Raw genomic sequence first — 24,856 nt, 5'->3', positions numbered from 1 at the left:
GTCAACCCACCTCGGGCGGCGCGAAGCCCGTGCGGTAGTCGCGGCGCACGACGGTGTCGGTGGCCTCGGCGTGGTTGGTGAAGGCCAGGGCGGCCTTGTCCCACAGGAGCTCCTGCCCCGGGAAGCGCGAGGCCTTGACCGCCAGCAGCGCGGCCTCGGTGATGCGCGCGCCGTCGCGGAAGGGCGTGCGCAGCTCGGTCGGCACACCGACGATGTTGTCGATCCAGGCGTGCCAGTGGTTGAGCTCGCCAAACTCGGGCAGGCCGGGCAGCGCCAGCCCATCGGTGAGCTCGCCGTCGCGCCAGATCTCCAAGCCGCCCCCGGCGGTCAAGGACAGGACGCCACCCTCGCAGACCACGACGGTCATGTTCGAGTCCGGCCAGCGATCCCCCGGAAGTCCCAGGGCCGCCCGCGAGGGCGCCTGGTTGCGGTCGCTGTAGTGGATCGCGAAGCGCTTCCCGGCGAAGGCGTCCGAATCCACCGCATAGGTGATCGTCGAACGGCAGTGATGCGTGTGGAAGGTGTCGGCTGGGTGCTGGGCGTGGGTCACCACGGACATCGGCGAGGTCAGCTCGTCGAAGCCGAAGAAGATCACGTCGAGCACGTGCACGCTCCAGTCGCCGAGCCCGCCGCTGCCGAAGTCCCACCAGGAGCGCCACTTCACCGGCAAGAGGTCCTCGCGGTAGGGCCGCTCCTGGCAAGGGCCCAGCCACAGGTCGAAGTCGATGTGCTCCGGCGGACGCACGGGGGCACTCAAGTGGTGCTCGAAGTTGAAGTACGGATCGGGGCCCGGCGCGCCGGTCCAGGCGTGGGCCTCGAGCGCCCGCCCCAGGACGCCCGAGCGCAGGATCTCCACGGCCGCGCGGCGACCCGGATAGGCCATGCGTTGGTTGCCGACCTGGGTGACCAGGTCGGGCTTGGCCGCGATGGCGCGCTCGACCAGCGCGATCTCCTCCAGCTGGTGGACGAGCGGCTTCTGCCCGTAGACGTGCTTGTCGTGGGCCAGGGCCGTCAGGGCGATGGGCGCGTGGGAGTGGTCCGGCGTCGACACGATCACCGCGTCGAAGGCGTCCCCGTGGCGCGCGAAGGCCTCGCGGTAGTCCGTGCAGGTGAACGCGTCGGGGTGGTCTTCCGACGCCCGCGCGAGGGAGTTCGCGTCCACGTCGCACAGGCCCACGATCTGGGCCTCGGGGTGCGCGGCGACCTGCTCGCGGTCGGCGCCGCCGATGGTGCCGATCACGCCGATGGACAGCACCCGCACGGGGCCCGGCTCGAAGAGGCTGGCGCCCCGGGCCAGGCGGGTCGCGGCGAGCCCGAATCCGGCGGCCCCGGTCGTTTGGATGAACTGGCGGCGGGAGAGTTCAGGGCGCATGGTTGATTGAACGTGGTGGAGGATGGCCGGGAAGACGGTAGCAGCCTATCGCTTCATCGACCGCCGGCCGCCCGTTGCCCGTCGAGGAGCTCCTGAGCCCGCGCGACCTGGGGCGAGGCCTCGCCGAAGATCTTGCCGCACAGCTCGAGGTACTCCTCGAAACGCATCACCGACTCTTCTTGCCGCCCGAGCTGACCCAGGTAGTTGGCCAGGTTGCGGACCGCCAAGGCGCGGTCCGGAGTCTCGAGCCCCGCGCGCCCATGGGCGGCGACCACCTCGGACATGATCTCGACCGCGCCCTCGACGTCGCCCCGGTCGAGCAGCAGCGAGGCGAGGTTGTTGCGATGGACCAGCGTCATGGCGTGGTCCGCACCCAACCGCCGGGCCGAGGCCGCGACCAGGTCGCGGTAGATCTCCTCGGCCCCGTCCAGGTCCCCGCGGTCCTGCTTCACGAACGCCAGCCCGTTGCGGACCTGGCGGCCGATGGGGCTGTCTGGATTCGGAATCAGGTCGAGGGCCTCGACGAACGTCGCCTCGGCCCGCTCCAGCTCGCCCTGGGCCTGCAGGCAGAAGGCCAGGCCGCTCAGGTTGTGGGCCACGAAGACGTGGCGCTCGCCGAAGATCCGCCGCGACTCCTCGACTCCCTGCCGGTAGAAGGCCTCGGCCTCGGCGAGCTCACCCCGGGCCGAGTGCAGGCTGGCCAGGGTGTGGCGCAGCTCGGGAACGCGAAAGCGTTCGCTCGGCAGCTCCTCGCGCATCGCCAGGGCCTGCTCGATCAGGTCCCTGGCGCCGTCGAGGTCGCCCTCGGCCATGGCCAGGAAGCCGAGACTCTGCAGGCTCTCGGAGCGGGCCATGGCGTCGGCGCCGCCTTCGATCCGCATGGTCTGCGCGCGCTGGGCGAGCTCGCGCGCGCGGAGCATGTGCTGCGGATCGCCGAGGTCGCGGTAGAGCCGTCCGAGCACGTCGAGGTTGTGGGCGATCAACAGGTCGCCCGGGGGCAGGTTCGCCTCGCGCAGGGCCAGGGCCTCGGCGTAGTACGCCTCGACCGGCTCCAGCTCGCCCTCGTAGTGGTAGACCTCCCCGCGCGAGAACAGGGCCGTGGCCAGCTCGAGCGGGTCCGCGTCCGGCTCCGCGCGCAGGGCCGCGATGGTGTCGTCGAGCAGCGGCGCCGCGGCGGCGTACTGACCCAAGTTGAAGTACACCCGACCCATGGTGTTCATCAGCTCGGCGCGCACCAGCGGCTGGTCGGCGAGGCCCTCGGCGATCTGCTGCCGGCCGCGCTCGAGCAGCTCGAGCGCGGTTACCCGCGCCCCGGCGGCGCCGCTGGGATCGCTGACCTCGAACAGTCCGCTGAGGAAGTCCGACACCTCCCGCGCCACTCGGGTCTCGACCTCGGCCCGCTGCGCGGCGTCGCGCCAACGGGCTTCGGCTTCCTGTGCGCGCCCGAGGTTGTGCTGGGAGCGCAGGAACAACGCCGTCGACGTCACCGCGCCGACCGTCAGCACGAGCATCGTCAGGGCCAGGCCCGCCACGAGCCCCCGGTTGCGGCGTGCGAGGCGCGCCAGTTGATAGGTGCGGCTGGGCGGGCGAGCCTGGATCGGCTCGTGGGCCAGGTAGCGACGCAGGTCGCTCGCCAGGGCCTGGGCCGAGGGATAGCGGCGCTCGCGGTCCTTCTCGAGGGCCTTGCCGACAATCGTCTCCACGTCCCCACGCAGGCTGCGATCGATGGAGCCCAGGGTCGTGGGCTCCTCCTCGCTGATCACCCGCGCGGCCTCCGCCAGGCTGCGCTGGGTCAGGTCCAAGGGGCGTTGCCCGGCGAGCAGCTCGAAGACCAGCACGCCGATCGAGTAGATGTCGGCGCGCAGGTCCACGGCCTCGGGGTCGCCCGTCACCTGCTCGGGGCTCATGTAGGGCAGGGTCCCGAGTACCTCGCCGACCTGGGTCCCGCGCGTCCACGTGTCGACGTCGGCGTCGGTCATGCGGGCCACACCGAAGTCGAGGATCTTCAGGTTGCCGTCGGCGGTGACCAGCACGTTGGCGGGCTTGAGGTCGCGGTGCACGACGCCCTTGCCGTGGGCGTAGTGCACCGCGTCGCACAGGCTCGCCACCAGGGCCAGGCGCGCGCGCAGGTCGAGGTTCCGCTCCTGCACGAACTGGTCGAGCGGCAGACCCTGGACCAGCTCCATGGCGATGAAGGGCTGCAGCTCGGGCGGGGTACCGGCGGTGCCCGCGGCGAAGATCTGGGCGATGCCCGGGTGACTCAAGCTCGCCAGCACGCTGGCCTCGTGCTCGAAGCGGCGCAGGCGGTCCTGCGTCAAGAGGCCCGGGCGGATCAACTTCAGCGCGACCCTGCGACGCGGCGACTCCTGTTGCGCCTCGTAGACGACGCCCATTCCGCCCAGGCCGAGCACGCCGAGTATCTCGTACTCGCCGATCCGGTGGGGCTGCCGGGCGCTGCCCGCGGAGGACGCGCCCAGCTCCGGCAACAGGTCCACGGCGCGCCGGTCCAAGGGATGTGCCGTGCGGCGGTCGGCTCGCAGCAGCGCTTCGACCTCCGCGCGCAGCACCGGATCCGCGTTGTCCAGTTCCTCCAGGCGCCGCTCCAGGTCGTCGGGCGCAAGGTCGCAGAGGTCGTTGAAGGCTTCGAGGGCGGCCTCGAACTTGCGGGAGTCGCCTGCAGTCATGCACCACCCAATCGCGTCGCGAGCCAGGCCCGGGCGAAGCGCCACTCACGGGCGATGCTGCTCTCGGAGGTCGACAGGGCCTGGGCCGTTTGCTCGACGGACAGGCCGCCGAAGAAGCGCAGCTCGACGACCTGGGCCTGGCGCGGCGCGAGGATCCGCAGGTCTTCCAGAGCGGCGTCGAGGGCCAAGAGGTCGAGCTCGACCTCGTCGATCTGCAGCTCGCCCTGGGCGTCCTGCAACTGCACCCGCTGCCAGCCACCGCCGCGCTTCAACCGGCGGCGCGCGCGCGCGTGGTCCACCAGCACCTGGCGCATGACCTGGGCCGAGAGGGCCAGGAAGTGCTGCCGATCGGCGAAGGACACCTGGTCGGGCTCGAACAGCTTCAGCCAGACCTCGTTGACCAGGGCCGTGGGCTGCAGGGTGTGGTCCGATCGCTCGCGGGCCATGGCCTGCTCGGCCAGGCGCCGCAGCTCCGGTTGCAGCAGCTCGATCAGCCGCGCGTCCCCCCCCTGACCGCCCTGCGCGGCGCGCCGCAGGAGCCGGGTCGCGTCCTCGGGGCCGGGGAGCGGGTCCATGGGCGAAGAATAGCCCGCGATCGGGGGCAGAGACAGGAGCAGGGCGGGGGGCATCCAAGGGTCAAGCGACGGCCGGTGGCCGGTCCTGTCAGGTCCCGTGGATTTCGCCCTGCACCGGACCGCCTGGGCGATGGGGGAGTTTTCTGACAGCCGATCGGCACACCCGTCGCTTTCAGGTTGAACCCCTTCGGAGACCCCCATGCGACCCACTCGACAGCTGCTCTCGGCCCTCTCCCTCCCGCTCCTCGTGCTCGGCTGTGGAGGCGGTGGCGGTGGTCCGGCGGGTGGGGGAGCCGGGCCCGCGCCCCAGGACGCGACCTACGGCAAGGACGACTTCCAGTACGAGGATCCCCACCCGGCGCAGTTCAACCCCCTCGGCAACCAGGCGTCGGTGCTGACCACCCGCGACGAGCTGCTGATGATCAACGTGCCGGAGGACCCCGCCACCGCGCGGGCGACCCTGTTCGACGACATCGGCGCCGGTGCGGGAGTGTTGGGGGAGGTCGCGGATCTGGTCGCGCCCGGCCAGTACCGCGCCGCCGCCGCGGGCAACCTGGACGACGACGCCGACGAGGAGCTGGTGCTGGTGCGCATCGACGGCGGCGCCCTGCGCGTCACGATCCTGGAGCGCTCGGTCGGGGTCGGCTACGAGTCCAGCTCCGAGTTCACCATCGATTCGGCCGGCTTTCCCTACCGCGAGGCGCGCGTGACCCTCGGCGACGTGGACGGTGACTACCGCGACGAGTTGGTGATCGTCGCGCGCCGCTTCGAGATCGGCACGGGCACCGGCGACGTCTGGGTGCGGGTCTACGACGACCCCTCGGACGGTCTGGGCCTCTTGGCCACGTTGCCGCTGCCCAAGACCTTCTTGGGGTTCCCCGCCAATGACCTGCAGGACGTCCAGGCCGTGGTGGAGGATCTGGACGGCGACGGACGCGCGGAGCTGGCGCTGCTCGCCCAGCGCTCCGACTTTCCCAGCACGAGCGTCGAGCTCGCCCTGGTCGACGACGCCGAAGCGGACTTCGCCCTGCTGGAGCCCTGGTTCGAGGTGCAGGCCAACCTCGACCCCGACCGCACCGCGAGCCGGCTGCTCGCTTCCCAGATCGATGGCGACGTCCAGGTCGAGTTGACCGTCGCGATCTTCTCCGACGGCGTGCAATCGGTGCGTAGCTTCGACCTGCTCGACGGCAGCCTCGACGTCTCGCCGGCCAAGACCCTGCTCGGCCCGGCTCCGTCGTTCTTCGCCTTCCACCCCGAACGTGCCTGGGACGCGGTGGCCTTCGACCGCGACGCGGACGGAATCTGCGAGGTCGCGCTGCTGGTTCCGTCGGGGGAGTTCGGTAGCTCCAAGCTGGTCTCGTGGCGCTGGGACGGCGGCGGCTGGCAGCCCGACGTCGAGTTGACCAGCCTGTTCCTGTCCGAGGACGACGCCGCCTCGCTGGTCGAGACCGACGACGATGCCGACGGGCAGAGCGAGCTCTACTTCTGCCGCATGTCCGGCAGCTCCGGCTCATCGACCAAGTCGCGCCTCTCCCAGCGCATCGACTGGGGCGACCCCGGCGGCCCGATCACGAACTCCTGGACCTCCACCGCCCAGTCCAGCGGCTCGCCCTACCCGCCGGTCCTGGTGGCGGGGGACTTCGATGCCGATGGCTTCGCGATCCGCTTCACGGGAGTCAAGTTCACATCCCTCTCGGACCCCATGCCAATGGTCGTGCTGTCCGCGGTGCCGACCCGCGCCGGGATCAGCCAGAACTACGACGGTTGCGAGACCAGCTACTCGCTGACCACCAGCAGCTCCCAGTCGATCGGCGTCACTACCGGCGTGACGGCATCGGTCTACACGGGCTTCGCCGTCTCCGACCTGTTCGACCTGTTCGGCGTCTCGGCCCGGCAGACTATCGCGGGGGCGCTGACGACGACCGAGACCCAGTCCTTCACGGAGAGCTTCATCCAGGGCTACGCGACCGACTTCAGCACCGATTCCGTCGTCTTCCAGGGCACTTTGTTCCAGTCCTACGAGTACGAGATCCTGGCGGCTCCGGATCCGGACCAGGTCGGCGCGTACTTCACCTTCGACGTGCCGGTCGAGTCGCGGGTCTACAAGTGGACCGTGGACTACTACAACGCGCAGGTCGAGCCCGAGCTGCGCATCGGCACGGACGTGCTGTCGCACACCATCGGCGACCCGACCAGCTACCCGAGCTTGACCGAGCTCCAAGCGCTGACCGACCAGTACGTGGGCTGGCGCACCAGCGACGGTGCGCCGCTCACGGTGGGCAAGGGCCTGTCGAGCAACAAGCTCGGCATCGAGCTCGAGGAGCAGAGCACGACGACCGACGAGCGCACCTTCGACGTGACCTGGGAGGCGGGCTTCTCCTCGGGGGGCGTCGAGTTCGGCGGCAGCTTCGGCCTGACGAACTCCTCGGCCTACAGCGTGACGGTCAGCCAGGTGAGTTCCTACGTTGGCCTCGTCGGGGACATCGCCACGGTGGCGGACTTCGAAGCCTGGCGCTACGAGCTGGGGATGGCGGTCTATCACCGCGGTCTGACGGCGGACTCGTCGAACCAACCCCTCGAGCAGGAGGTCGGCGTGCTGCCCTACCAGGTGGTGCGCTTCTGGACCAACCCGACCGGGTCCGGCTACTGAGCGATGACAAGCTGTGCGAAGCCGTATCGCTACCGCATCGCCTCGACCGAGTCGTACGTCCCCTTGCGTACGTTCCAGAAGACCAACTCGGGCAGGCTGTAGAAGGCGCCGTGCAGGCTCGCGCTCGCCTCTTCACCGCCGTCGAAGGGCAGCGCGAAGAGGCCGACGACGCTCCGCGCCAAGCCATAGGTCAGGTTGAGCACTCCGCACAGCGGGCGGTTCCAGACGGTGTCGTCGGTGAAGAACAGGAACCAGCCGTCCTCCGCGCGCGGCGTGTAGAGCTTGGAGGTCAGGGGAGAGCCCTCGCGCACCAGTTCCCAGCGACCCGCGCCGGCCCGGGCGAGCTGGTCCAACGCCGCGCGGCGCTGGGAGGGGACGAGCTGCACCTCACGCACGCGAATCTCGGTGCGGATCTGGCGAGCCAGCACCCAGGGCACGAAGGCGAAGCCCTCCCCGGCATCGAGCGATCCGCCCAACGCCAGGCGCGCCTGGTCCCCGTCGGGGAAGGCGGCCTGCAACAGGTCCACCAGCTCCGTGGCGCAGTTGCGACTCAGCAGGGCGTACCCGTGGCGCCCACGCCAGGCGGCGTCGGCCGCCTCCCACTGGTCTTGACAGCTCGCAGCGGAGGCCAGGGCACGCTCGGTATCCACGTGAATCGGCAGGCTCGTCGCTCGGCCGCGGGAGGGCAACAGGCGCCCCGCGCAGACTCGAACCGGTTCGCCCGCGGCTCCACGCTCGGCCTCCCGGCAGCGAGTGGCCGCTTCCTCCAGACGACCGAAGTCCAACTCGGTCGGCAGACCGCCGTCGAGGATCCCAGCGCGCATGGCCGCGAGCCCCTCACGGGCGCGGCGTTCGAGCGGCGCGTAGGCGAGCCGCGCCTCGTCCGCGTCGGGTCGCACGAGCTGCGCGCTGTCGGGGAAACCGTCGAGCGTCAGCAGGCGACCCTCGACCAGGGACCGCGACGCCGCGTGATGGCGGGCCGCAGCCACGGCCAGGGCGCGACCGCGGTCCGGGCGAGACGAACTCCAGAGCGCGACGACCCGGTCGGACTGTTGATCGCGGAACAGCTCCAGCGAGCTGCGCTCGGCCGGGGTGAGGGGCTGCGCGGGCGAGACGTCGACCAGGACCGCGTCCGCCAGGGGCGCCGCGCGCTGGAGTGCCAGGACCACCTCGCGCTCGGTGCAACGCTCGCGCAAGCTCAGCAGCGACTGCTCGGCACCCGAGACTTGATCGATCACGGCCTCGAGCCAGTCCAAGCGCTTGGCGGCGAAGTCTTCCCCGAGTCGAGCGCGCAGGGTCGCCCGCAGGGCGATGCCCTCGGCGCTACTCGGAGCCTGCGGGCCGGCGAGCAGGCCAGCGCACTCGAGCGGGGGTGGTGAGTCCCCCGTGGCCAGGGCCTGCCACCAGGCCGCGTCCTGCGCGAGCTGCGAGATGCGCTCACGCTCGAGCTCCTGTTCGATCCAGACTCCCGCGGCGCTCGCCGCGATGCGCCTTGCGTCCTCGGCATCGAGGTCCAGGTAGTAGAGGTGCAGGCTGCGGTTCTTGAGCCCGGCGTAGACGTGGCGAAAGGCGGGCCACTCCACCCGCGACAGCCGCAGGGTGCCGCCGCCTGTCTGCATGAAGTGGTAAACGTGGGGGCCGACGCGCAGTCCCGCGTGACCACCGGCGGCGGCGTCCACGTTGCCTTCGACGTGAATGAAGCCGACCTCGGGAGCGCGCTGCCATGAGGCGCCCTCGAGGTCGGCCGCGGCCTGTGCCCACAGGACCAGCCCCGGGGCCCACAGGGCCATCGCAGCCGCGAGCATCGCGCCCGACTCAGTCGCGACGACCGAGAGCCTCGAGCTCGAGCTCGAGACGGGCGCGGGACTCGGAGTCCAGGGCCGGATCGCTGACGCTGGCTTCGATCACCTCGAAGGTGCCCGGCTGGGATTCCCAGTCGCTGACGCCGTGGGCCTGGGCCACCTGGGTCAGGCCGCGAGCGAAGTCTCCGGGCTCGGAGGGCGCGCTCAGGTAGGAGCACACGAACGCCTGGACGTCCTGTTGGTAGCTGACGCCCGCGGCGGTGCCGCCGCTGCCGGAGGAGGTGGAGGAGGACTCGAAGGGGCTGACGAGGGCTTCGACCAAGCCGGCCGAGGAGTCGGCCGCGGACTCGGAGCTGCCCTCGATCGAGGCGCAGCCGGCGGCGAGGGTGAGAGCGAAGAGGGCAAGGGCAGTGGCGCGCATCGTTGGGTCCTTGTCGGGTTGCTTGGCCGCAGGTCGAACAGGGCTGTTCGAGCGAGCCCGCGGGTGATCGGGTCGACCGCTCTCGGTGGCCGGCGATCGCCGGTGAGGGGGTGACTCGGACGGCGCGATCATAGATCGGTCCGCGGCGTCTCGCTCAGGCATTGATCTCCCGCAGGAGCGCCGCCGCCTCGTCGTGGTACATCTCGCGCGGGTCGATTCCGTGGGCCACCAGCTTCGCGGCCTGTCGCGGCGTACACAGACCCACCGCCTTGCGATCGAGCAGCTCCTCGCGCAGGGCCTCCGCCTGGGAGCTCGACAGCTCGGCCACGGCGTCGGTGGGCAGGCCCGCGCGCTTGAAGGCCTTGAGCTGGTCCGCGGTGGCGCGCTGCCCCGATTGCGGCCGCCGCGTGTAGCGCGACAGGTCGATGCCGATCGCCGCGAAGGGGTCGCGCCGGCGCAGCTGGTAGGCCACGTCGGCGTCCTGGACCTCCTGCTCCTGCTGCGCCAGCTCCAGCGCCTGCTCCAGGGCGATGGCCTCGCCCAGGGCGCTGGCCGCGGCGGCGATGGCCCGCGCGCGCTCCTGCACTTCTTCGCGCTCCGAGGCGAAGATGTCGACCGCTTGGACCAGGGAGTGGCGGCAGTTGCCCGGCAGGAAGTCGAGCACGATCAGGTCGCGCTTGCCCGGCGCGATACGCGTGCCGCGGCCGACCATCTGGGCGTAGAACGATCGCGACAGGATCGGGCGAGCGATGGCGACCAGGGCGATGTCCGGGACGTCGAAGCCTTCGGTGAACAGGGAGCAGTTGACCAGCACCTTGATGCGCCCGGCGCGGAAGCGCTCGATCACCGGGGCGCGCTGCTCCAGGGACATCGTGCCGTCGAGAGCCACGGCGAAGGAAGGGTCGCCGCCGAGCTCGCACAGCACCCGCGCCAAGGCGCGCGCATGGGCCACCGAGGCCGCGAAGACGATCGTCGGGCGCTCGCCGCGCTCGGACACGATCGGCTCGGCGATCTCGGCCAGGTGCAGGTCGCGCGTGAGGATCTCTTCGACCCCGCGCGTGGCCAGCTCGCCGGCGACCTTGCGCACCCCGGAGAAGTCGGCCTGGGTCTGCACCAGGAACGAGCGGATCGGGCACAGCCAGCCGTCCGCGATGGCCTGGCGCATGTCGTACTCGAAGCCGACCTCGGAGAAGACGTCGCCCAGGGGCGCCTTGTCGCTGCGATCCGGCGTCGCGGTGACGCCGAGCAGGTGACCGTGGAAGTGGTCGAGGATCGTGCGGTAGGAATCCGCGGTCGCGTGGTGGGCCTCATCGACCACGACGATGCGGAAGGCGTCGCGCGGGATCGAGGCCAGGCGTCGGCCGAGGGTCTGCACCGAGGCCACCGTGATCTTGGGCCGCGTACCGTCCGGGCGGGTGAGCTCCCGGCGCGAGCCCATCTCGACCGCCACCACGTCGTCGATCCAGGCCGAGATCTTGTCGCGCGCCTGCTCGACGAGCTCCTGGCGGTGGGCCAAGACCAGCACTGGACCCTTGGCCAGGCGCGAGATCTCGGCGAACAGGACCGTCTTGCCGGTGCCTGTGGGCATGACCACCAACACCGCCCGGTGACCCCGCCGGTAGGCCTCGCGCACGGCCTCGAGGGCCTCGGTCTGGTAGGGACGCAGCTGCATGGCTCGCGCGGCGCCGGGACCTGGCCGGGCGCCGCCCGTGTGGCCCGGGCGCGGTCCCGCGCCACCGGGTGCGAACGACGACACCCGCTGGTCTGTGCCGGCGAATTGCTCGTCCGCGCCGTCCAACGCCCCCTCAGAGCTCCCCGATCTCGACGATGGCCGCCTCGAGCAACTCGCGGTCGATGCGGCTGTTGGCGCGCAGTTGCTCCGCCAGTCCGACCGCCTCGGTCGCGATCTCCTCGTCCGCCAGGGCGTCGCCCACGTGCTGAGGCAGCACGGCGAAGGCCGAGGTGCGCGTCTGGTTGCCGAACTGGGCCGACTTGCCGAGCACGATCCGCACCGCGCCCTTGGGGATCGGGTCGCCCGACTGCTTGCACTTGGAGCGGTCCGAGGGCGCGATCTCCGCATAGGGGATCACGAGCTTGTTGGCCTCCTTCTCGGCCCGCGCGGCCTGCGCCGCAGCGCCCAGCTCCCGCAGCGACTCGAGGGTCGGTAGGTCGGCGGGGTCCGGCGGGACCTTGGCCGCGTTCCAAGCCTCGCGCTCGTAGGCCTGCTCGACCTTGGGCAGGAGCGCCCCCGCCGCGCAGGTCAGGTGGTGCCACATGTGCCCCTCGCCGAAGGGCCCCTCGACCAACACGCCCAGACGCAGGGCGTCCTTGTCGATGGTCTTGCGGCAGGTCTTGCACTTCGAACGCCCGGAGCGCGCGTTCTCGATGACGTAGGGCGGGAGCGGAGCCGGTTCTTCGTCGGGCGGGGTCATGGGGGGACGATACAGGATCGGGGGGCGGGTTCGAGCCCTGGGGCCGGGGCGGAGTCGGTGATACGTGCCGCAGCAGGTCGCCGTGGCGACCCCTCCGAGATCGAGGAGGGGGGACTCGCCGGCCTGCTCCACGACGCCGACTACGAGCAGTGGCCCGCAGAACATCCGCAGCGCATCGTCGCCGGGCTGCGCGAGCGCGGCGAAGAGCGGCTGGCCCACGCGATCATTACCCACTACACCAAGTGGGGCGTGCCCCTCGAGTCGCAGCTCGACCGGACCCTGGTGGCCTGCGGCGAGCTGACCGGATTCGTCATGGCCTGCTGAAAGGTCTGGCCGGACGGTCTCGCGACGCTCACGCCGAAGAGCGTGCTCAAGCGGCTGAAGTCCGAGTCCTTCGCAGCGGGGGTCGAGCGGGACGAAGTCGAGCGGGGGCCCGAACTCCTTGGCGTGGACCTGGACGAGCATCGGGCCCTGGTCATCGCCGTCCTCGCTGAGCACCGGGACGAGCCGGGTCTGGCGGGCCCCGCGGCCTGAGCCGACCCCGCTGCGCGGCCGGCGGTCCGCGGTCCGGACGGATCCGTCCGAGGTTTGGACGGGCCCGGGGTCCGACGGTGCGCGGCTGCGCCCTCCGGGGGGGGCTGGCGCGTGGCACGGGACTTGCGGATCCGTTTAGCAATCGAGCGCCCCCGGATCCGCCCCAGGTAACCCCGCGCCGTGCGGGGTCGGGCGGGGCCGGTGGAGCCTCATGAACTCCCCACTTCCGATGCAGATGTCAACGCGCGTCCTCGCCGTCGCGGCCCCGCTGGTCGCCCTGGCCGGCTCGGCCTTCGCCCAAGTCCCCACCTGGGAGCCGCAGTTGGTCGGCTCCGCACCCGCCGGCTGGAGCACCGTAGCCGCCTCCGCGGTCAACGACGGCGGCCGCGTCGTCGGCAACACGTTCATCGCCGGCTTCAAGCGCGCCTGGACCGGCGCGGTCGGCAGCGGCCTCGAGTTGCTGCCCCTGCCGGCGGAGGCCACCTGGAGCGACGTGCGCGACGTCAACGGCTCGGGGGTGGCGGTGGGCAGCGTGCTGCTCGGCGGCGGCCTGTCGCGGGCGATCCTGTGGCGGCCGGTCGGTGGCATCTACGCCTACGAGCTGCTGCCCGCCGGACCCGGCGGGACCCTGCCCTTCGACGCGCGAGCCATCAACGACGCGGGCGATGTCGTGGGCAAGTACGGGATCCTCAGCGGCAGCTTCGTCTGGAACGAGCTGTCCGGCACGGTCCAGCTTCCGACCACCACCTTCCCGGTCGTGCCCGAGGGCTTGAACGAGCGGCGCCAGGTGGTGGGGGACACCTACCGCATGGACCTCGACGACCTGGTGCTCGAGGACCTCGGCAACCCGACCGGCACGCCCTACAACTTCGTCTTCAGCAAACTCGGCTCGATCAACGATGCCGGTCAATGTGCTGGCTACGGGGTCACGGCGACCAGCCAGAACCCCTTCGTTCCGATCCGCTTCACCGACGGCGGGGCCTGGAAGTTGTTCAGCAACTTCCCCCTGTCGGCGGCCGGCGCCCTGGGCCTCTCGGCCTTCGGCGACACCGTGTTCCAGCTCGGCGTCTTCGGCCTCTACGTCTATGTGGACGAGGTCGGCAGTATCGCCCTGCAGGGCACCCTCGATCCGGCATTCGGGAGTTGGAGTCTCGGCGGCAGCTTCGCCCCCGCGATCAGTCGCGGCGGGGCCTTGGCCTGCAACGGCGTCGACCCCTTCGGTAGCGGTGGGATCGTGCTGCTCACGCCGGCTGCCTTCGACGACCTCGGCGGCGCCGTGCGCGGTGCCCTCGGTGACCCGATTCTCGGCGGCTTCGGCAGCCTGCTTCCAGGGACCCCCACGCGACTGCGGCTGGCGAGCGCGGCACCGAACAGCGTGGCACTGATCGCATGGTCGGGCTCGTCCGTCGCAGTGCCTCTGCTCGGCGGAACGCTGCATGCCAACCCGATCGACGTGCTCGTTCCCGTCGGCACCGACTCCCTCGGTCGTTACGACGTGACGTTCAACTGGCCCAACCTGTCCACCGGCACCGAGGCTTTCCTCCAGGCCGCGGTCGTCGATCCCGAAACCGCACTGGGCTGGTCCCTCTCCAACGGACTGAGCGCCGCTACGCGGTGACGCTCGTCAGTGCGCCGGCCTCGACCAGCGCCAGGGTCTCCTGACCCTCCCTGTTACCCGAGCACCCCGAACGACATGCGTACACAGACTCTCTCCCACTTCTTCCTCTTGGTCCTCGTCGCGCCCGCCCTGGCCCAGGGTGACTACGGCGCGCAGTTCCTCGGCAGCGGCACTGTCATCAACGACATGAACGAGCTCGGCGAGGTCGTCGGCTGGACCGTCGCCGGCAACGTCCAGGCCTTCATCGGCGGCCCCGAGCGGCCCTACCAGTTCCTGCCTCTGCCGGCTGGCTACAGCTCGGCCTGGGCCCAGGGGATCAACGACGACAGCGTGGTGGTCGGCTCCGTGGCGGCCGGTGGCTTCCCCGAGTTCGGCGAGGCCGCTGCCTGGTACCCCGACGGCGCCGGGAGCTGGACGGTGCAGCTCCTGGGCGCCCTGCCCGGCCAGACCCAGAGTGTCGCCTACGACGTGAACAACCGCGGCGACATCGTCGGCTCGTCCTTGTTCCCCGGCTTCGGTGGGGGACCCACGGTGTGGTTCAACTCCCCCAGCGGCCTGCTCGACATCGGCTCGCTCGGCGCGCCGAGCAGCCCCAAGCAGATCAACGACGAGGGCGTGGTGGTCGGGATCAACGGTGGCCTGTTCGACATCGACACCCTCACGGCCTCGCCCCTGCCGACCCTGGCAGCGGACATGACCGGCTTCCAGGGTTGGGCGATCAGCGACGTCGGCGGCCTGGCGGGCAAGGCCCTGCACGGCTCGCAGATCAGCGCCACGCGCTGGACAGCCGCCGGCGACTGGCAGTCCCTGAGCGTCAAGTTCGGCCAGTCGGCCTCGGTGCAGGCCTTCGACATCAACGACTCGGGCCTGGTCTACGCGGAGATCCCCACCCCGGCCGCCTACGTGCCCGGCATCGGCGTGCAACTGCTGACCTCGCTGCTGGTCCCGGCGCAGCAGGGCAAGTGGTCCTTCTTCACCAACCTCGGCGGGGCGGCCAACGACGCCGGACAGATCGCCGCCACCGGCAGCGGGCCCAGCGGCCAGTCGGGCGTGGTCCTACTGACGCCGGTCGGCGACCTGTTCACGGACCTCGGCGGAGCCGTCGCCGGAGCGAACGGCGTGCCGAAGCTGCGCGGGCTGTCGGGCCTCGAGGCCGGCGACCCGGTGACCGTGACCCTCGACCACGGCCTGGCCGGAGCGAGCGGCGCGCTGCTGATCGGCGCCAGCCAGCTCTCGTTGCCCTTCGCCGGCGGCACCCTCGTGCCCGACCCCGACCTGGTGGTCCCGCTCGTGGTCGGCGCCAACCAGAGCCACGTCTACTCGGCCACCTGGCCGGCCGGGATCCCTTCGGGGGTAAGCATCTGGTTGCAGGAGTGGTTCCTCGACCCCGGGGCGGTCCAGGGGCTGAGCGCCAGCAATGCCCTGCAGGGCACGACGCCCTGATCGACGCGGCGCCCGCCCAGCCGGCCGGGACCGGGTGGGCGGGCGGCCGACGACGCGCGGCCGTCGGGGCGCGGTTCCGATTCAGGCCGGGCTGCGGAGCGGCCGAAGACTGCCAGCGTGACGCGCCACCGAACCATCGGGTCCGCCACGGCCCTGCGCGTGATCTGCGCGGAGTGTCTCGGGACCTTTGCGCTCGATTCGATCGAGCAGGCGGACCTGAGCCGGACCTGTCCCGCTTGCACGGCGCGGAACCGGTCTCGGCCGGCGCGCCCGGCGGACGCGCCCGAGCGGCGGGCGCCGCGCCCGGTGCCCGAGCTGGCGGACTCCGGGCTGGTGGGGGAGATCCAGGCCTACTGCGAGCGCAGCTCGGTGGTCCCGCGTCTGCCGCTGCTCGCGCTCCTGGCCTGGTGGGCCTGGGGCTACTCCCAGGACGTGACCTACCAGCCGATCATCGACGGCCTCAACTTCGGCGTGCACGAGTTCGGCCACGTGCTGTTCGGGCCCCTGGGGATGTTCATGGCGATCCTCGGCGGCAGCTTGAGCCAGTGCCTCGCGCCGCTGATCGGGGTCGCCATGTTCCTGCGCCAGCGCGATTGGTTCGCGGTGACGTTCGCCATCGGTTGGTTCGGCACGAATCTGTTCGACGTGGCGGTCTACGTGGCCGACGCCCGCAGTCAGGCCCTGCAGCTCGTGGGGCTGGGGGCAGGCGAGCCGATCCACGACTGGAACTGGCTCCTGGCGCACATGGGGTTGCTGCGGTCCGACGCGAGCCTCGCGGGCGCCCTGAGGGTCGGGGGCTGGATGGCGCTGGGCCTGGCGATCGGGTGCGGGGGGTGGCTCCTGGTCCGGATGGCCTCGAGCCGGCCCGACGGCGGGCGGCGCTGAGCGGGAGCTGGTCCCGGCGAAGTGCCGACTGGGGCCGGAGCGGCGCCGCCGGGAGCCGCGGCTATCCTCTGGGTCCGATGGGCAAGCCACAGCGCGCGATGGGGGGCCGCGGTCCCGAGTCCGGATCCAAGGGCTCGGGGGGATCGAACCTGCACGAGGGTCGAGAGACGCTGCTCCTGGCGGAGGCCCAGGTCCTGCTGGCGGAGAAGCGCACATCGCTCTCGGCCGTGCGCACGGGGATCGCCGTCGTAGCCCTGCCCCTGTCCATCGTGAGCGTCTTGATCGCGACCTCGAAGCTCTACGCCTGGTCGGAGGTCGAGCACCTGATCTGGCCGGTGCTGCTCGCCTGCGCGTTGCTCTTCGTCCTGGGCACCTACTTGATCGTGCGCGCGTTGCTGCGGATCCGCAGGTTCGACCGCAAGCTCACGCGGCTGTCGCGGGACAACTCGACCCTCTCCGGGCTCGTCGACTAGTGTCCTGGATCAGAAATTCGGCGTCACTACCCGGAGGTCCGATCGATGCTGGCTAGGCGCGCCGACGACGCGTATCCGCTGCGATACTCGGAGGAGGCGCTGGCGACGCCAGCGGCGATCGGAGCCCGGGAAGTGACGCCGAATTTCTGATCCAGGACACTAGGCGGGGCGGGGGGGCCCTGGGGCTGCTCGCGCCCTTGGAGGGCGCCGAGCGTTCAGCCTGCCGGAAGCGGCCACCCAGGGCCCAATCGGGACTCGGCGCGGCGCGGCATCCTGACTATCCTCCCCGCCCTGATGATCGCGCTCAACGGGCTCTCCAAGCACTACGGCCGCCAGGCCCTCCTGGCGAATGCCTCCTTCCAGCTCAACCCGGGCGAGAAGGTGGGCCTGGTCGGTCCCAACGGCGCCGGCAAGTCGACCATCTTCCGCCTGATCGTGGGCGACGAGGAGCCCGACGGCGGTGACGTGCAGGTGCCGCGACGCCTGTCGATCGGCTACTTCCGCCAGGACGCGGGGGAGGGCAGCGAGCGCTCGGTGTTGGACGAGGCGATCTTGGGTTGCGGCGATCTGGGCGCCCTACACCACGAGGTGGCCGAGCTCGAGGCCGCCATGGCCGATCCCGAGCGTGCGGACGAGTTGGACGCGATCCTCGAGCGCTTCGGCGAGGCCCAGGGCGAGTACCTGCAGCGCGGCGGCTACGAGCTCGACGCGCGCACCCGCGAGGTGCTGCACGGGCTGGGCTTCGAGGATCGGCAGATCGAGGGGCCCATGTCGGCCCTGTCGGGCGGTTGGCGAATGCGCGTGGCCATCGCCCAGGTGCTGATCCAGGCGCCCGAGGTGCTGCTGCTCGACGAGCCCACCAACCACCTGGACATCGAGTCGATCCTGTGGCTGGAGGGCTACCTCAAGGCCAGCCCGGCGGCGATCCTGATGACCTCCCACGACCGCGACTTCATGGATCGCGTGGTCACGCGCATCGTCGAGATCGACGAGGGCGAGCTGGTCAGCCACACGGGTGACTACGCCTCGTTCGAGCGGGCGCGCGAGGTGCGCGCGGCCCAGAGCGAGGCGGCCTTCACGCGGCAGAAGGCGATGCTGAAGAAGGAGGAGCGCTTCATCGAGCGCTTCGAGAAGCACGCGGCCAAGGCGGCCCAGGTGCAGTCGAGGGTCAAGAAGCTGGAGAAGATCGAGAAGCTCGAGCCGCCCAAGAAGCGCGTGCTGGTGCCCTTCGAGTTCCCCACGCCGCCGCGCTCGGGCAACGACGTGGCGACCCTCGCCGGGGTGGCCAAGCGCTACGGCGACCGCACGATCTACGACGGCCTCGACTTCGAGGTCAAGCGCGGCGAGCGCTGGTGCGTGATGGGCGTCAACGGCGCCGGCAAGACGACCCTGCTCAAGCTGGTGGCGGGGGTGATCGAGCCGGACGGGGGCACGGTGCGACTGGGCGCCAGCCTCAAGCTGGGCTACTTCGCCCAGTCGGCGCTGGAGGTGCTCGATCCCGACCTCACGGTCTGGGAGCAGATCGACCAGGCCTTCCCCACGGCGACAACTCCCTCCAAGCGCAACCTGCTGGGCTGCTTCGACTTCCCCGGCGACGAGATCGACAAGCCGATCCGCGTGCTCTCGGGAGGTGAGCGCTCGCGCCTGGTCCTGGCGCAGATGCTCTACAACCCGCCCAACTTCCTGGTCCTGGACGAGCCCACCAACCACTTGGACCTCGCCACCAAGGAGATGTTGATCAAGACCCTGCGCGGGTTCGAGGGCACGATGCTGTTCGTCTCCCACGACCGCACCTTCCTGCGCGGCATGGCCAACCGGGTGCTCGACCTGTCGGGCGGCGGGGAGGGCGTGGCGCGGGAGCCTTTGGTCTTCGAGGGCAGCTACGAGTCGTGGGTCGAGCGCACCGGGCACGAGGCGCCGGGCGTCTGGCACTGAGCCGATTCAGCTCCGGCCCACGGCGCGCTCGGAGGGCTCGTCCTCGACGAAAGAGTCGTCAGGGGCGAGCTCCTCCGTCGGATCCGGACTGTCGTCCCCGACGTAGATCGGCCGCTGGTCGAGGCCACCGCCAGGGCGGAAGCCGACCACGCGCAGCTGCGGCCGCAGGCGGCGCGTGCTGGCCGGCAGGAGCCAGATCAGCATCACCACCACGGCCATACGCAGGACACCGCTCAGGGCGAAGACCGAGCGCGGGTCCGCGCTGTTGGCGATCACCAGGCTGCCCAGGAGGCCGCCGGCCAGCTGGGCCGTGCCGTTGACCATCGCCTGGGCGGCGAAGATCGTCGGGCGCATGCGCCGGTAGCTGACCTCGAGCAGCAGCGAGAACTGGCCGACCTCGAAGCCCGACCAGGCGGCGCCGCTGAGGAGTTGGCACAGGACCACGAACCACAGGCGTTCGGCGATCACCCAGGGCAGAGGCACCAGGGCCAGGAGCACCGCGCCACGCAGGAGCGTGCGCCGCGCGCCGTGGCGGTCGATCGAACGACCCCACAGGGGCAGCACGAGCACCTTGAGGAGCAGGATGGACGCCGACGCGACCATGAATTCCACGTAGGTGAACTCGAGCTCCTCGAGCATGAAGGGGTTGAAGAAGGGCGCCGCGATCTGGACCGGCAGCTGCAAGAGCCCGACCATGAGCACCAGGCGCCAGGCGCTGGTGCCGCGCTGGGTGGTCAGGAAGCGTCCCACCCGGGCCCGGCTCGGCAGGCCGGAGAAGCGGCCCTCGCGCGAGGCCGCGAGCAGTCCGACCGAGACCACTCGGCAGGCTCCGGCAAGTAGGTAGGCCAGGGCGAAGCCGGCCCCGCCCCCCGCTCCGGCCACGCCGGCGCGGGCCGGCTCGAGCTGACTCAGGATCAGCCCGGCGGCGACCAGGCCCACCAGGGTCCCGGCGTAGGCGCCGCGGTTGCGGGAGGCGAAGTAGCGGCCGCGGACGTCCGCCGGCACCAGGTCGCCATACCAGGAGCTCCAGGCGGTGCCGGCCGTCTGGGCGCAGACCTGATAGGCGGTCGCCAGGGCGATCAGCAGGTTCGGCCCCGTCGACCCCTCGCGGGTGAGCGCCGCCAGCAGCAGCAACATCAGGGCCTGGCCGACCGCGGCGGCCACCACCACCGGCTTGCGGCGCCCCAGGGCCGCCAGCAGCCGCAGGGCCAGGACCGGGCCCGTGGCACCGACGGCCAGGGGCAGGCCCACGAGCAGGGCGATCTGTGTGGCCGAGGCGCCCAGGCGCACGGCGTCGGCCAGGAAGTAGGCCTCCCCGAGCCCGACCATGACCGCGTAGACGATGGCGTCCAGGCGCGACAGGAACATGGCCCGCGCGCGCTCGGCGACGGTCAGTGCGATCAGGGGGGAGCCGGGCACGGGCTCAGCAGACCGTTCCCGCGCTCCGGTTGCCAGGGCGGCGAGCGCGGCTTATTCGCTGGCGTGCGAAGTTCCCTGCCTCTGTTCGACGGCTTCGATGGGCACCGGCAAGTCTTGGCGTCGGCGCCCGGTTCGGGACTCGGGCCCCACAATCCTGGACGAGTATCGGGGGGCCGGCGCCGCCCGCAGTCGGACTCGGCCAGCGCTTCTGCGGTTGGCGCTGCGCGTCCCCGGGGTCTGCGGCGCGGCGGCGACTCGACAGCCACTCGGTCGAACGCCAAGCTCTCCGCCGCCGAGCCCCTGCGGATGGACGCAGCGCTGGCCCCAGCGCCAATGAACGCAATCCAACTCCGCCGCCGCAGGATCCTCGCTTCGGCCAGCGTGCTCGGTCTGTTGCTCGGCTCTTGCACGGAGCGCGGGGCCTCGGGCGCCGCCGGCCCGCAGCAGGAGCGCGCGGTGCCCGTCGAGGTGGGGGCCGTGGAGCGCGGGCCGCTCACCGACCGGCGCACCGTCAGCGGCAGCCTCGAGGCCTCCGCCGAGTTCGTCGTGGCCCCCAAGGTCGGCGGGCGCATCCTCGCGCTCGAGGTCGACCTGGCCGACCCCGTCGAGCGCGGCCAGGTCGTCGCGCGCCTCGACGACGACGAGTTCGTCCAGGCGGTGCAGCAGGCCGAGGCCGACCTGGCCGCCGCCCGCGCGGTCGAGGCCGAGGCGCGCAGCGCTCAGACGATCGCCGAGCGCGCCCTGGCGCGGCTGCGGAGCTTGCGCGAGGACGGCGTCGCCTCGGAGTCTCAGCTCGACACGGTGGTCTCCGAGGAGGCCGCCAGCCGTTCGCGCCTGGAGGTCACGCGCGCCAACGTGACCCGCGCGGAATCGGCGCTCGAGACCGCACGCATCCGCCTGGCCTACACGGCCGTGACCGCCGATTGGAACGGTGACGATCAGTTTCGGGTCGTGGCCGAGCGGTCCGTGGACGAGGGCAGCAACGTGGGGCCCAACGCCGCGCTGATGACCGTGGTGCGCCTGGACCCGATCGAAGCGGTGGTCTACGTGGCCGAGCGCGACTACCGCCTGCTCTCGGTCGACCAACGCGCGGTGCTCAGCACGGACGCCTACCCGGGGCGCAGCTTCGAGGGGCGCGTGGTCCGAATCGCGCCGGTCTTCCGCAGCGCCACGCGTCAGGCGCGGGTCGAGATCGAGCTGCCCAACCCCGACTCGGCCCTCAAGCCGGGCATGTTCGTGCGCGCCACCCTCGAGCTGTCCCACGTGGACGAGGCCCTGTCGGTGCCCGCGGACGCCGTCACCGAACGCGAAGGGAAGACCGGCGTGCTGCTGGTCGACGCCGACGGCGCGCACGTCCACTGGCGCCCGGTCGAGCTCGGCATTCGCGAAGGCGATCGCGTCGAGGTCCTCGGCGCGGACCTCTCCGGCGCCGTGGTGACCCTCGGTCAGGAACTCTGCGACGACGGCGCGCGGGTCGTGGTGATCGAGTCCCCCGAGCCGACCGCCGCGCGATGAACCTGCCCCGCGCGAGCGTCGCCCGACCGATCTTCACGGGCATGGTGACCCTGATGGTCGTTGTCCTGGGCCTGGTCTCCCTCGACCGGCTGCGGATCGACCTGTTGCCGGACGTCGAGCTGCCCACCGTGACCGTGCGCACCGAGCTCGAGGGCGCGAGCCCCGAGGTCGTCGAGCGGCTGGTGACCCAGATCGTCGAGGAGGTCGTCGCGACGGTCCCCGGGGTGGAGGAGATCTCCTCCGAGTCCTCCGAGGGCTCGAGCACCGTGCGCGTGCGCTTCAGTTGGGGCACCGACCTGGACGCGGCCTCGATCGAGCTCCAGGCCCAGCTCGAGAGCGAGATCGACGAGCTGCCCGAGGAGGTCGGGCGGCCGCGGGTCTCGAAGTTCGACGTCTCGAGCTTCCCCGTGGTGATCCTCGGCATCTCGAGCAAGCTCGACCCGGTCGAGCTCACGGCCCTGGTCGAGGACCAGGTGCGCTACCGCTTCGCGCGCGTGCCCGGCGTCGCCCAGGTGGACGTGTGGGGCGGCTTCAACCGCGAGGTGCGGATCGAGCTCGACCCCTTGCAGCTCAACGCCCTGGGCGTGCCCCTCGATCGCATCCTGACCGCCGTGCGCGACGCCAACCTCGATCGCCCGGCGGGCAAGCTCGAGGAGGGCCGCTTTGATGTCACCCTGCGCGCACCCTCGGAGTTCGTCGACCTGGACGAGATCCGCCAGACGGTGCTGCTCGAGCGCGACGGCGCGGTGGTGACCCAGGGCCAGGTGGCGCGGGTCGTGGACACCTACGAGAAGCTCACGCGCCTGGTGCGCGTCGACGGCGACCGGGGTATCCGCGTCGCCGTGCGCAAGCAGGCCGACGCCAACACCGTCGCGGTGTCGCGCCGCATCCTGGAGACGATCGACGAGGTCAACGCCCTCTACCCGGAGCTGCGCGTGGTGCCCGTCTCCAACCAGGGCAACTTCATCGAGCGCTCGATCTCCAACGTGGCCCAGTCGGTGCTCTACGGCAGCGGCCTGGCCGTGCTGGTGCTGCTGTTCTTCCTGGGCAGCCTGCGCAGCACCCTGGTCATCTCCCTGGCCATCCCGATCTCGGTCGTGGCCACCTTCGCGCTGGTCTACTTCGGCGGCTTCACCCTCAACCTGATGACCCTCGGCGGCCTCGCCCTGGGCGTGGGGATGATGGTCGACAGTTCGGTCGTGGTGCTCGAGAACGTCTTCCGCAGGCACGTCGAGGACGGCTTACCCGTGCGCCGCGCGGCGGTCGAGGGCGCCAGCGAAGTCGCCACCGCGATCGTCGCCAGCACGATCACGACCCTGGTGATCTTCCTGCCCCTGGCTTTCGTGCGCGGAGTCGCTGGGGTGCTGTTCCAGGAGCTGGCCTACGTGATCGTCTTCGCGCTGGTCTGTTCGCTGCTGGTCTCCCTGAGCCTGGTGCCGGTGCTCGCATCGCGCCTACTGGAGGGCGCCGACCGAGCCGGAGGTCCGCGCTCGGCCATCGCGCGCGGCGCCGCCCGCGGCCTGGCCCAGCTCGACGAGGGCTACCGGCGCGTCTTGGGAACCGCCCTCGATCGGCCCTGGACGACGGTGCTGGTGGCCGCCCTGATGCTGGGCTCGAGCCTGACGCTGTTCCCCCTGATCGGCTCCGAGTTCCTGCCGCCCAGCGACGAGGGCGAGGTGCGCGTCTCCGGCGAGATGGAGATCGGCACGCGCCTCGACCTGGTCGACCGCCAGACACGCCAGATGGAGGCCCTGGTCCTGCCGGCCGTGCCGGAGTTGGTTTCCTCCGTGGTCACGGTGGGGGCCTCCGGTCGCAACGCGTCCGCAGCCTCGACAGGCGAGATCAGCTTGACCCTGGTGCCGGCGGCCCAGCGCGAGCGCTCCAACGTCGAGGTCGCCGACGAGCTGCGGCGCCTGGTGGATGGCCGCATCCCGGGCATGGTCGTGCGCACCCGCGCGCCCCAGGGCCAGTTCCTGCTGGAGCGCGTGCTCGGCCAGCAGGAGGGTCTGCAGGTCGAGGTGCGGGGCTATGACCTGGACGCCCTCGGTAGCCTCGCCGAACGCGCCGCGGAAGTCGTGCGCTCGGTCGACGGCGTCACCGACGTGAAGGTCAGCCGCGACGCCGGCATCCCCCAGCAGGAGGTGCGCGTCGACCGCCAGAAGATCGCCGACGTGGGCCTCAGCGTGCGCCAGGTGTCGGACGTGATCCAGACCGCCTTCGCCGGCTCGCGTGCGGGGGAGTTCCGCGCCGGGGGCAACTCCTACCGCATCCTGGTACAGCTCGCCGACGCCGAGCGGCGCTCCCTGGACGAGGTGCTCGACCTGACCCTGCAGACACCGGCGGGGGACCTGGTCGCCCTGCGAAATCTCGTCAGCACCGTGGCCAGCCGCGGCCCCCTGGTGATCGAGCGCAAGAACCAGCAGCGCCTGGTGACGGTTCAAGCCGGCGTCACCGGCCGCGACCTGGGCTCGGTGGCCAAGGACGTCGAGGCGGGCCTGGCGCAGATCGCGCGCCCGAGCGGCCATGACCTGGAGGTGGCCGGATCGGTGGAAGAGCAGGCCCAGGCCTTCCGCGAGCTGGTGATCTCCTTCGCCCTCGCGCTCGCCCTGGTCTACATGGTGCTGGCCTGCCAGTACGAGTCCCTGCGCGATCCGCTGGTGGTGATGCTCTCGGTGCCGGTGGCCGCCGTTGGGGTACTGCTGACCCTCTGGCTGACGAACACGACGTTCAATCTGCAGACCTACATCGGTTGCATCATGCTCGGCGGCATCGTGGTCAACAACGCGATCCTGCTCGTCGACCAGGCCGGGCGCTTGGTGGCCGACGGCAGCGACGTGCGCGCCGCCGTGGCCGAGGCCGGACGGCGCCGCCTGCGTCCGATCCTGATGACGACCTTGACCACGGTGCTGGCCCTGGTGCCCCTGGCGCTGGGAGTGGGCGAGGGCGCGGACGCCCAGGCGCCCCTGGCGCGCACCGTCGTCGGCGGCCTGACCGGCTCGACCCTGATCACCCTGGTGTTGATCCCGGCCGTGTACCTGATCTTCCACCGCCGGCGCGCCCAGCGGAGCTGAGCGCAGCCGGCCGCGCGATCAGTGTCG

18 protein-coding genes are annotated in these 24,856 nt (G+C 71.3%); 10 read left to right on the top strand and 8 right to left on the bottom strand.

Annotated features, from left to right (window positions below; translation table 11 throughout):
- Nucleotide 1 precedes the first annotated feature (1 nt).
- The 3 genes from Pla133_RS15885 to Pla133_RS15875 are packed head-to-tail and all read right to left on the bottom strand — an operon-like array spanning nt 2 to nt 4,631.
- Nucleotides 2-1,372: a Gfo/Idh/MocA family protein gene (locus Pla133_RS15885; RefSeq protein ID WP_145066968.1), complete on the bottom strand. Its 1,371-nt coding sequence runs from the start codon at nt 1,370-1,372 to the stop codon at nt 2-4.
- 53 nt (nt 1,373-1,425) lie between these two features.
- The gene (locus Pla133_RS15880) at nt 1,426-4,056 is read right to left on the bottom strand and encodes a serine/threonine-protein kinase (protein WP_145066966.1); all 2,631 of its coding nucleotides are present in this window, start codon (nt 4,054-4,056) and stop codon (nt 1,426-1,428) included.
- Nucleotides 4,053-4,631, bottom strand: coding sequence for an ECF-type sigma factor (locus tag Pla133_RS15875; protein WP_145066964.1), 579 nt, complete (start codon nt 4,629-4,631; stop codon nt 4,053-4,055). The genes Pla133_RS15880 and Pla133_RS15875 overlap by 4 nt, the downstream gene beginning before the upstream one ends.
- Before the next feature lie 199 nt (nt 4,632-4,830).
- Between Pla133_RS15875 and Pla133_RS15870 the strand changes: the two genes are divergently transcribed.
- Entirely contained in the window at nt 4,831-7,281 is a 2,451-nt protein-coding gene (locus Pla133_RS15870) for a hypothetical protein (protein ID WP_145066962.1), read from the top strand.
- A gap of 29 nt (nt 7,282-7,310) precedes the next feature.
- Here Pla133_RS15870 and Pla133_RS15865 read toward each other — a convergent pair whose 3' ends face one another.
- The 4 genes from Pla133_RS15865 to Pla133_RS15850 all read right to left on the bottom strand — a co-directional run bounded on the left by Pla133_RS15865 (nt 7,311) and on the right by Pla133_RS15850 (nt 11,936).
- Nucleotides 7,311-9,086: a hypothetical protein gene (locus tag Pla133_RS15865; RefSeq protein WP_145066960.1), complete on the bottom strand. Its 1,776-nt coding sequence runs from the start codon at nt 9,084-9,086 to the stop codon at nt 7,311-7,313.
- A gap of 10 nt (nt 9,087-9,096) precedes the next feature.
- Complete coding sequence (locus tag Pla133_RS15860) at nt 9,097-9,504, bottom strand: hypothetical protein (protein ID WP_145066958.1); 408 nt, start codon at nt 9,502-9,504, stop codon at nt 9,097-9,099.
- A gap of 154 nt (nt 9,505-9,658) precedes the next feature.
- Nucleotides 9,659-11,176, bottom strand: coding sequence for a DEAD/DEAH box helicase (locus tag Pla133_RS15855; RefSeq protein ID WP_419191589.1), 1,518 nt, complete (start codon nt 11,174-11,176; stop codon nt 9,659-9,661).
- 133 nt (nt 11,177-11,309) lie between these two features.
- Nucleotides 11,310-11,936, bottom strand: coding sequence for a hypothetical protein (locus Pla133_RS15850; protein ID WP_419191588.1), 627 nt, complete (start codon nt 11,934-11,936; stop codon nt 11,310-11,312).
- A gap of 57 nt (nt 11,937-11,993) precedes the next feature.
- On the opposite strand from Pla133_RS15850, the gene Pla133_RS26375 reads away from it, so the two are divergent.
- From Pla133_RS26375 to Pla133_RS15825, 7 genes are all read left to right on the top strand, one after another.
- Nucleotides 11,994-12,260, top strand: a complete 267-nt coding sequence (locus Pla133_RS26375) for a hypothetical protein (protein WP_419191587.1) — start codon at nt 11,994-11,996, stop codon at nt 12,258-12,260.
- A 42-nt stretch (nt 12,261-12,302) separates the two neighbouring features.
- Complete coding sequence (locus tag Pla133_RS26370) at nt 12,303-12,470, top strand: hypothetical protein (RefSeq protein ID WP_419191586.1); 168 nt, start codon at nt 12,303-12,305, stop codon at nt 12,468-12,470.
- Between the two features lie 229 nt (nt 12,471-12,699).
- On the top strand, nt 12,700-14,088 hold the full coding sequence (locus Pla133_RS15845) for a hypothetical protein (protein WP_145066952.1): 1,389 nt from the start codon (nt 12,700-12,702) through the stop codon (nt 14,086-14,088).
- 75 nt (nt 14,089-14,163) lie between these two features.
- Entirely contained in the window at nt 14,164-15,531 is a 1,368-nt protein-coding gene (locus Pla133_RS15840; RefSeq protein ID WP_145066950.1) for a hypothetical protein, read from the top strand.
- 117 nt (nt 15,532-15,648) lie between these two features.
- Nucleotides 15,649-16,416 carry a hypothetical protein gene (locus Pla133_RS15835; protein WP_145066948.1) on the top strand — a complete coding sequence of 256 codons (768 nt, stop codon included), beginning with the start codon at nt 15,649-15,651 and terminating at the stop codon, nt 16,414-16,416.
- 77 nt (nt 16,417-16,493) lie between these two features.
- Entirely contained in the window at nt 16,494-16,889 is a 396-nt protein-coding gene (locus Pla133_RS15830; protein WP_145066946.1) for a YidH family protein, read from the top strand.
- Nucleotides 16,890-17,183: 294 nt separating this feature from the next.
- Nucleotides 17,184-18,824 carry an ABC-F family ATP-binding cassette domain-containing protein gene (locus Pla133_RS15825; RefSeq protein ID WP_145066944.1) on the top strand — a complete coding sequence of 547 codons (1,641 nt, stop codon included), beginning with the start codon at nt 17,184-17,186 and terminating at the stop codon, nt 18,822-18,824.
- A gap of 6 nt (nt 18,825-18,830) precedes the next feature.
- Here Pla133_RS15825 and Pla133_RS15820 read toward each other — a convergent pair whose 3' ends face one another.
- Nucleotides 18,831-20,243: an MFS transporter gene (locus tag Pla133_RS15820; protein ID WP_145066942.1), complete on the bottom strand. Its 1,413-nt coding sequence runs from the start codon at nt 20,241-20,243 to the stop codon at nt 18,831-18,833.
- A 333-nt stretch (nt 20,244-20,576) separates the two neighbouring features.
- On the opposite strand from Pla133_RS15820, the gene Pla133_RS15815 reads away from it, so the two are divergent.
- Nucleotides 20,577-21,758, top strand: a complete 1,182-nt coding sequence (locus tag Pla133_RS15815; protein ID WP_419191585.1) for an efflux RND transporter periplasmic adaptor subunit — start codon at nt 20,577-20,579, stop codon at nt 21,756-21,758.
- Nucleotides 21,755-24,829 carry an efflux RND transporter permease subunit gene (locus Pla133_RS15810; protein ID WP_145066938.1) on the top strand — a complete coding sequence of 1,025 codons (3,075 nt, stop codon included), beginning with the start codon at nt 21,755-21,757 and terminating at the stop codon, nt 24,827-24,829. Before Pla133_RS15815 ends, Pla133_RS15810 begins: the two co-directional genes overlap by 4 nt.
- Nucleotides 24,830-24,856 lie beyond the last annotated feature (27 nt).

Source organism: Engelhardtia mirabilis (assembly GCF_007748095.1).
Taxonomy (GTDB): domain Bacteria; phylum Planctomycetota; class UBA1135; order UBA1135.
The sequence above is the reverse complement of the archived record's forward strand: the minus strand, read 5'-3'. Positions and strand labels throughout refer to the sequence as shown.

Bases quoted from the DNA above. Each gene is read 5' to 3' on its own strand.
- Pla133_RS15885 (WP_145066968.1), bottom strand. From the start codon at position 1,372: ATGCGCCCTGAACTCTCCCGCCGCCAGTTCATCCAAACGACCGGGGCC.
- Pla133_RS15880 (WP_145066966.1), bottom strand. From the start codon at position 4,056: ATGACTGCAGGCGACTCCCGCAAGTTCGAGGCCGCCCTCGAAGCCTTC.
- Pla133_RS15875 (WP_145066964.1), bottom strand. From the start codon at position 4,631: ATGGACCCGCTCCCCGGCCCCGAGGACGCGACCCGGCTCCTGCGGCGC.
- Pla133_RS15870 (WP_145066962.1), top strand. From the start codon at position 4,831: ATGCGACCCACTCGACAGCTGCTCTCGGCCCTCTCCCTCCCGCTCCTC.
- Pla133_RS15865 (WP_145066960.1), bottom strand. From the start codon at position 9,086: ATGCTCGCGGCTGCGATGGCCCTGTGGGCCCCGGGGCTGGTCCTGTGG.
- Pla133_RS15860 (WP_145066958.1), bottom strand. From the start codon at position 9,504: ATGCGCGCCACTGCCCTTGCCCTCTTCGCTCTCACCCTCGCCGCCGGC.
- Pla133_RS15855 (WP_419191589.1), bottom strand. From the start codon at position 11,176: ATGCAGCTGCGTCCCTACCAGACCGAGGCCCTCGAGGCCGTGCGCGAG.
- Pla133_RS15850 (WP_419191588.1), bottom strand. From the start codon at position 11,936: ATGACCCCGCCCGACGAAGAACCGGCTCCGCTCCCGCCCTACGTCATC.
- Pla133_RS15845 (WP_145066952.1), top strand. From the start codon at position 12,700: ATGCAGATGTCAACGCGCGTCCTCGCCGTCGCGGCCCCGCTGGTCGCC.
- Pla133_RS15840 (WP_145066950.1), top strand. From the start codon at position 14,164: ATGCGTACACAGACTCTCTCCCACTTCTTCCTCTTGGTCCTCGTCGCG.
- Pla133_RS15830 (WP_145066946.1), top strand. From the start codon at position 16,494: ATGGGCAAGCCACAGCGCGCGATGGGGGGCCGCGGTCCCGAGTCCGGA.
- Pla133_RS15825 (WP_145066944.1), top strand. From the start codon at position 17,184: ATGATCGCGCTCAACGGGCTCTCCAAGCACTACGGCCGCCAGGCCCTC.
- Pla133_RS15815 (WP_419191585.1), top strand. From the start codon at position 20,577: ATGAACGCAATCCAACTCCGCCGCCGCAGGATCCTCGCTTCGGCCAGC.
- Pla133_RS15810 (WP_145066938.1), top strand. From the start codon at position 21,755: ATGAACCTGCCCCGCGCGAGCGTCGCCCGACCGATCTTCACGGGCATG.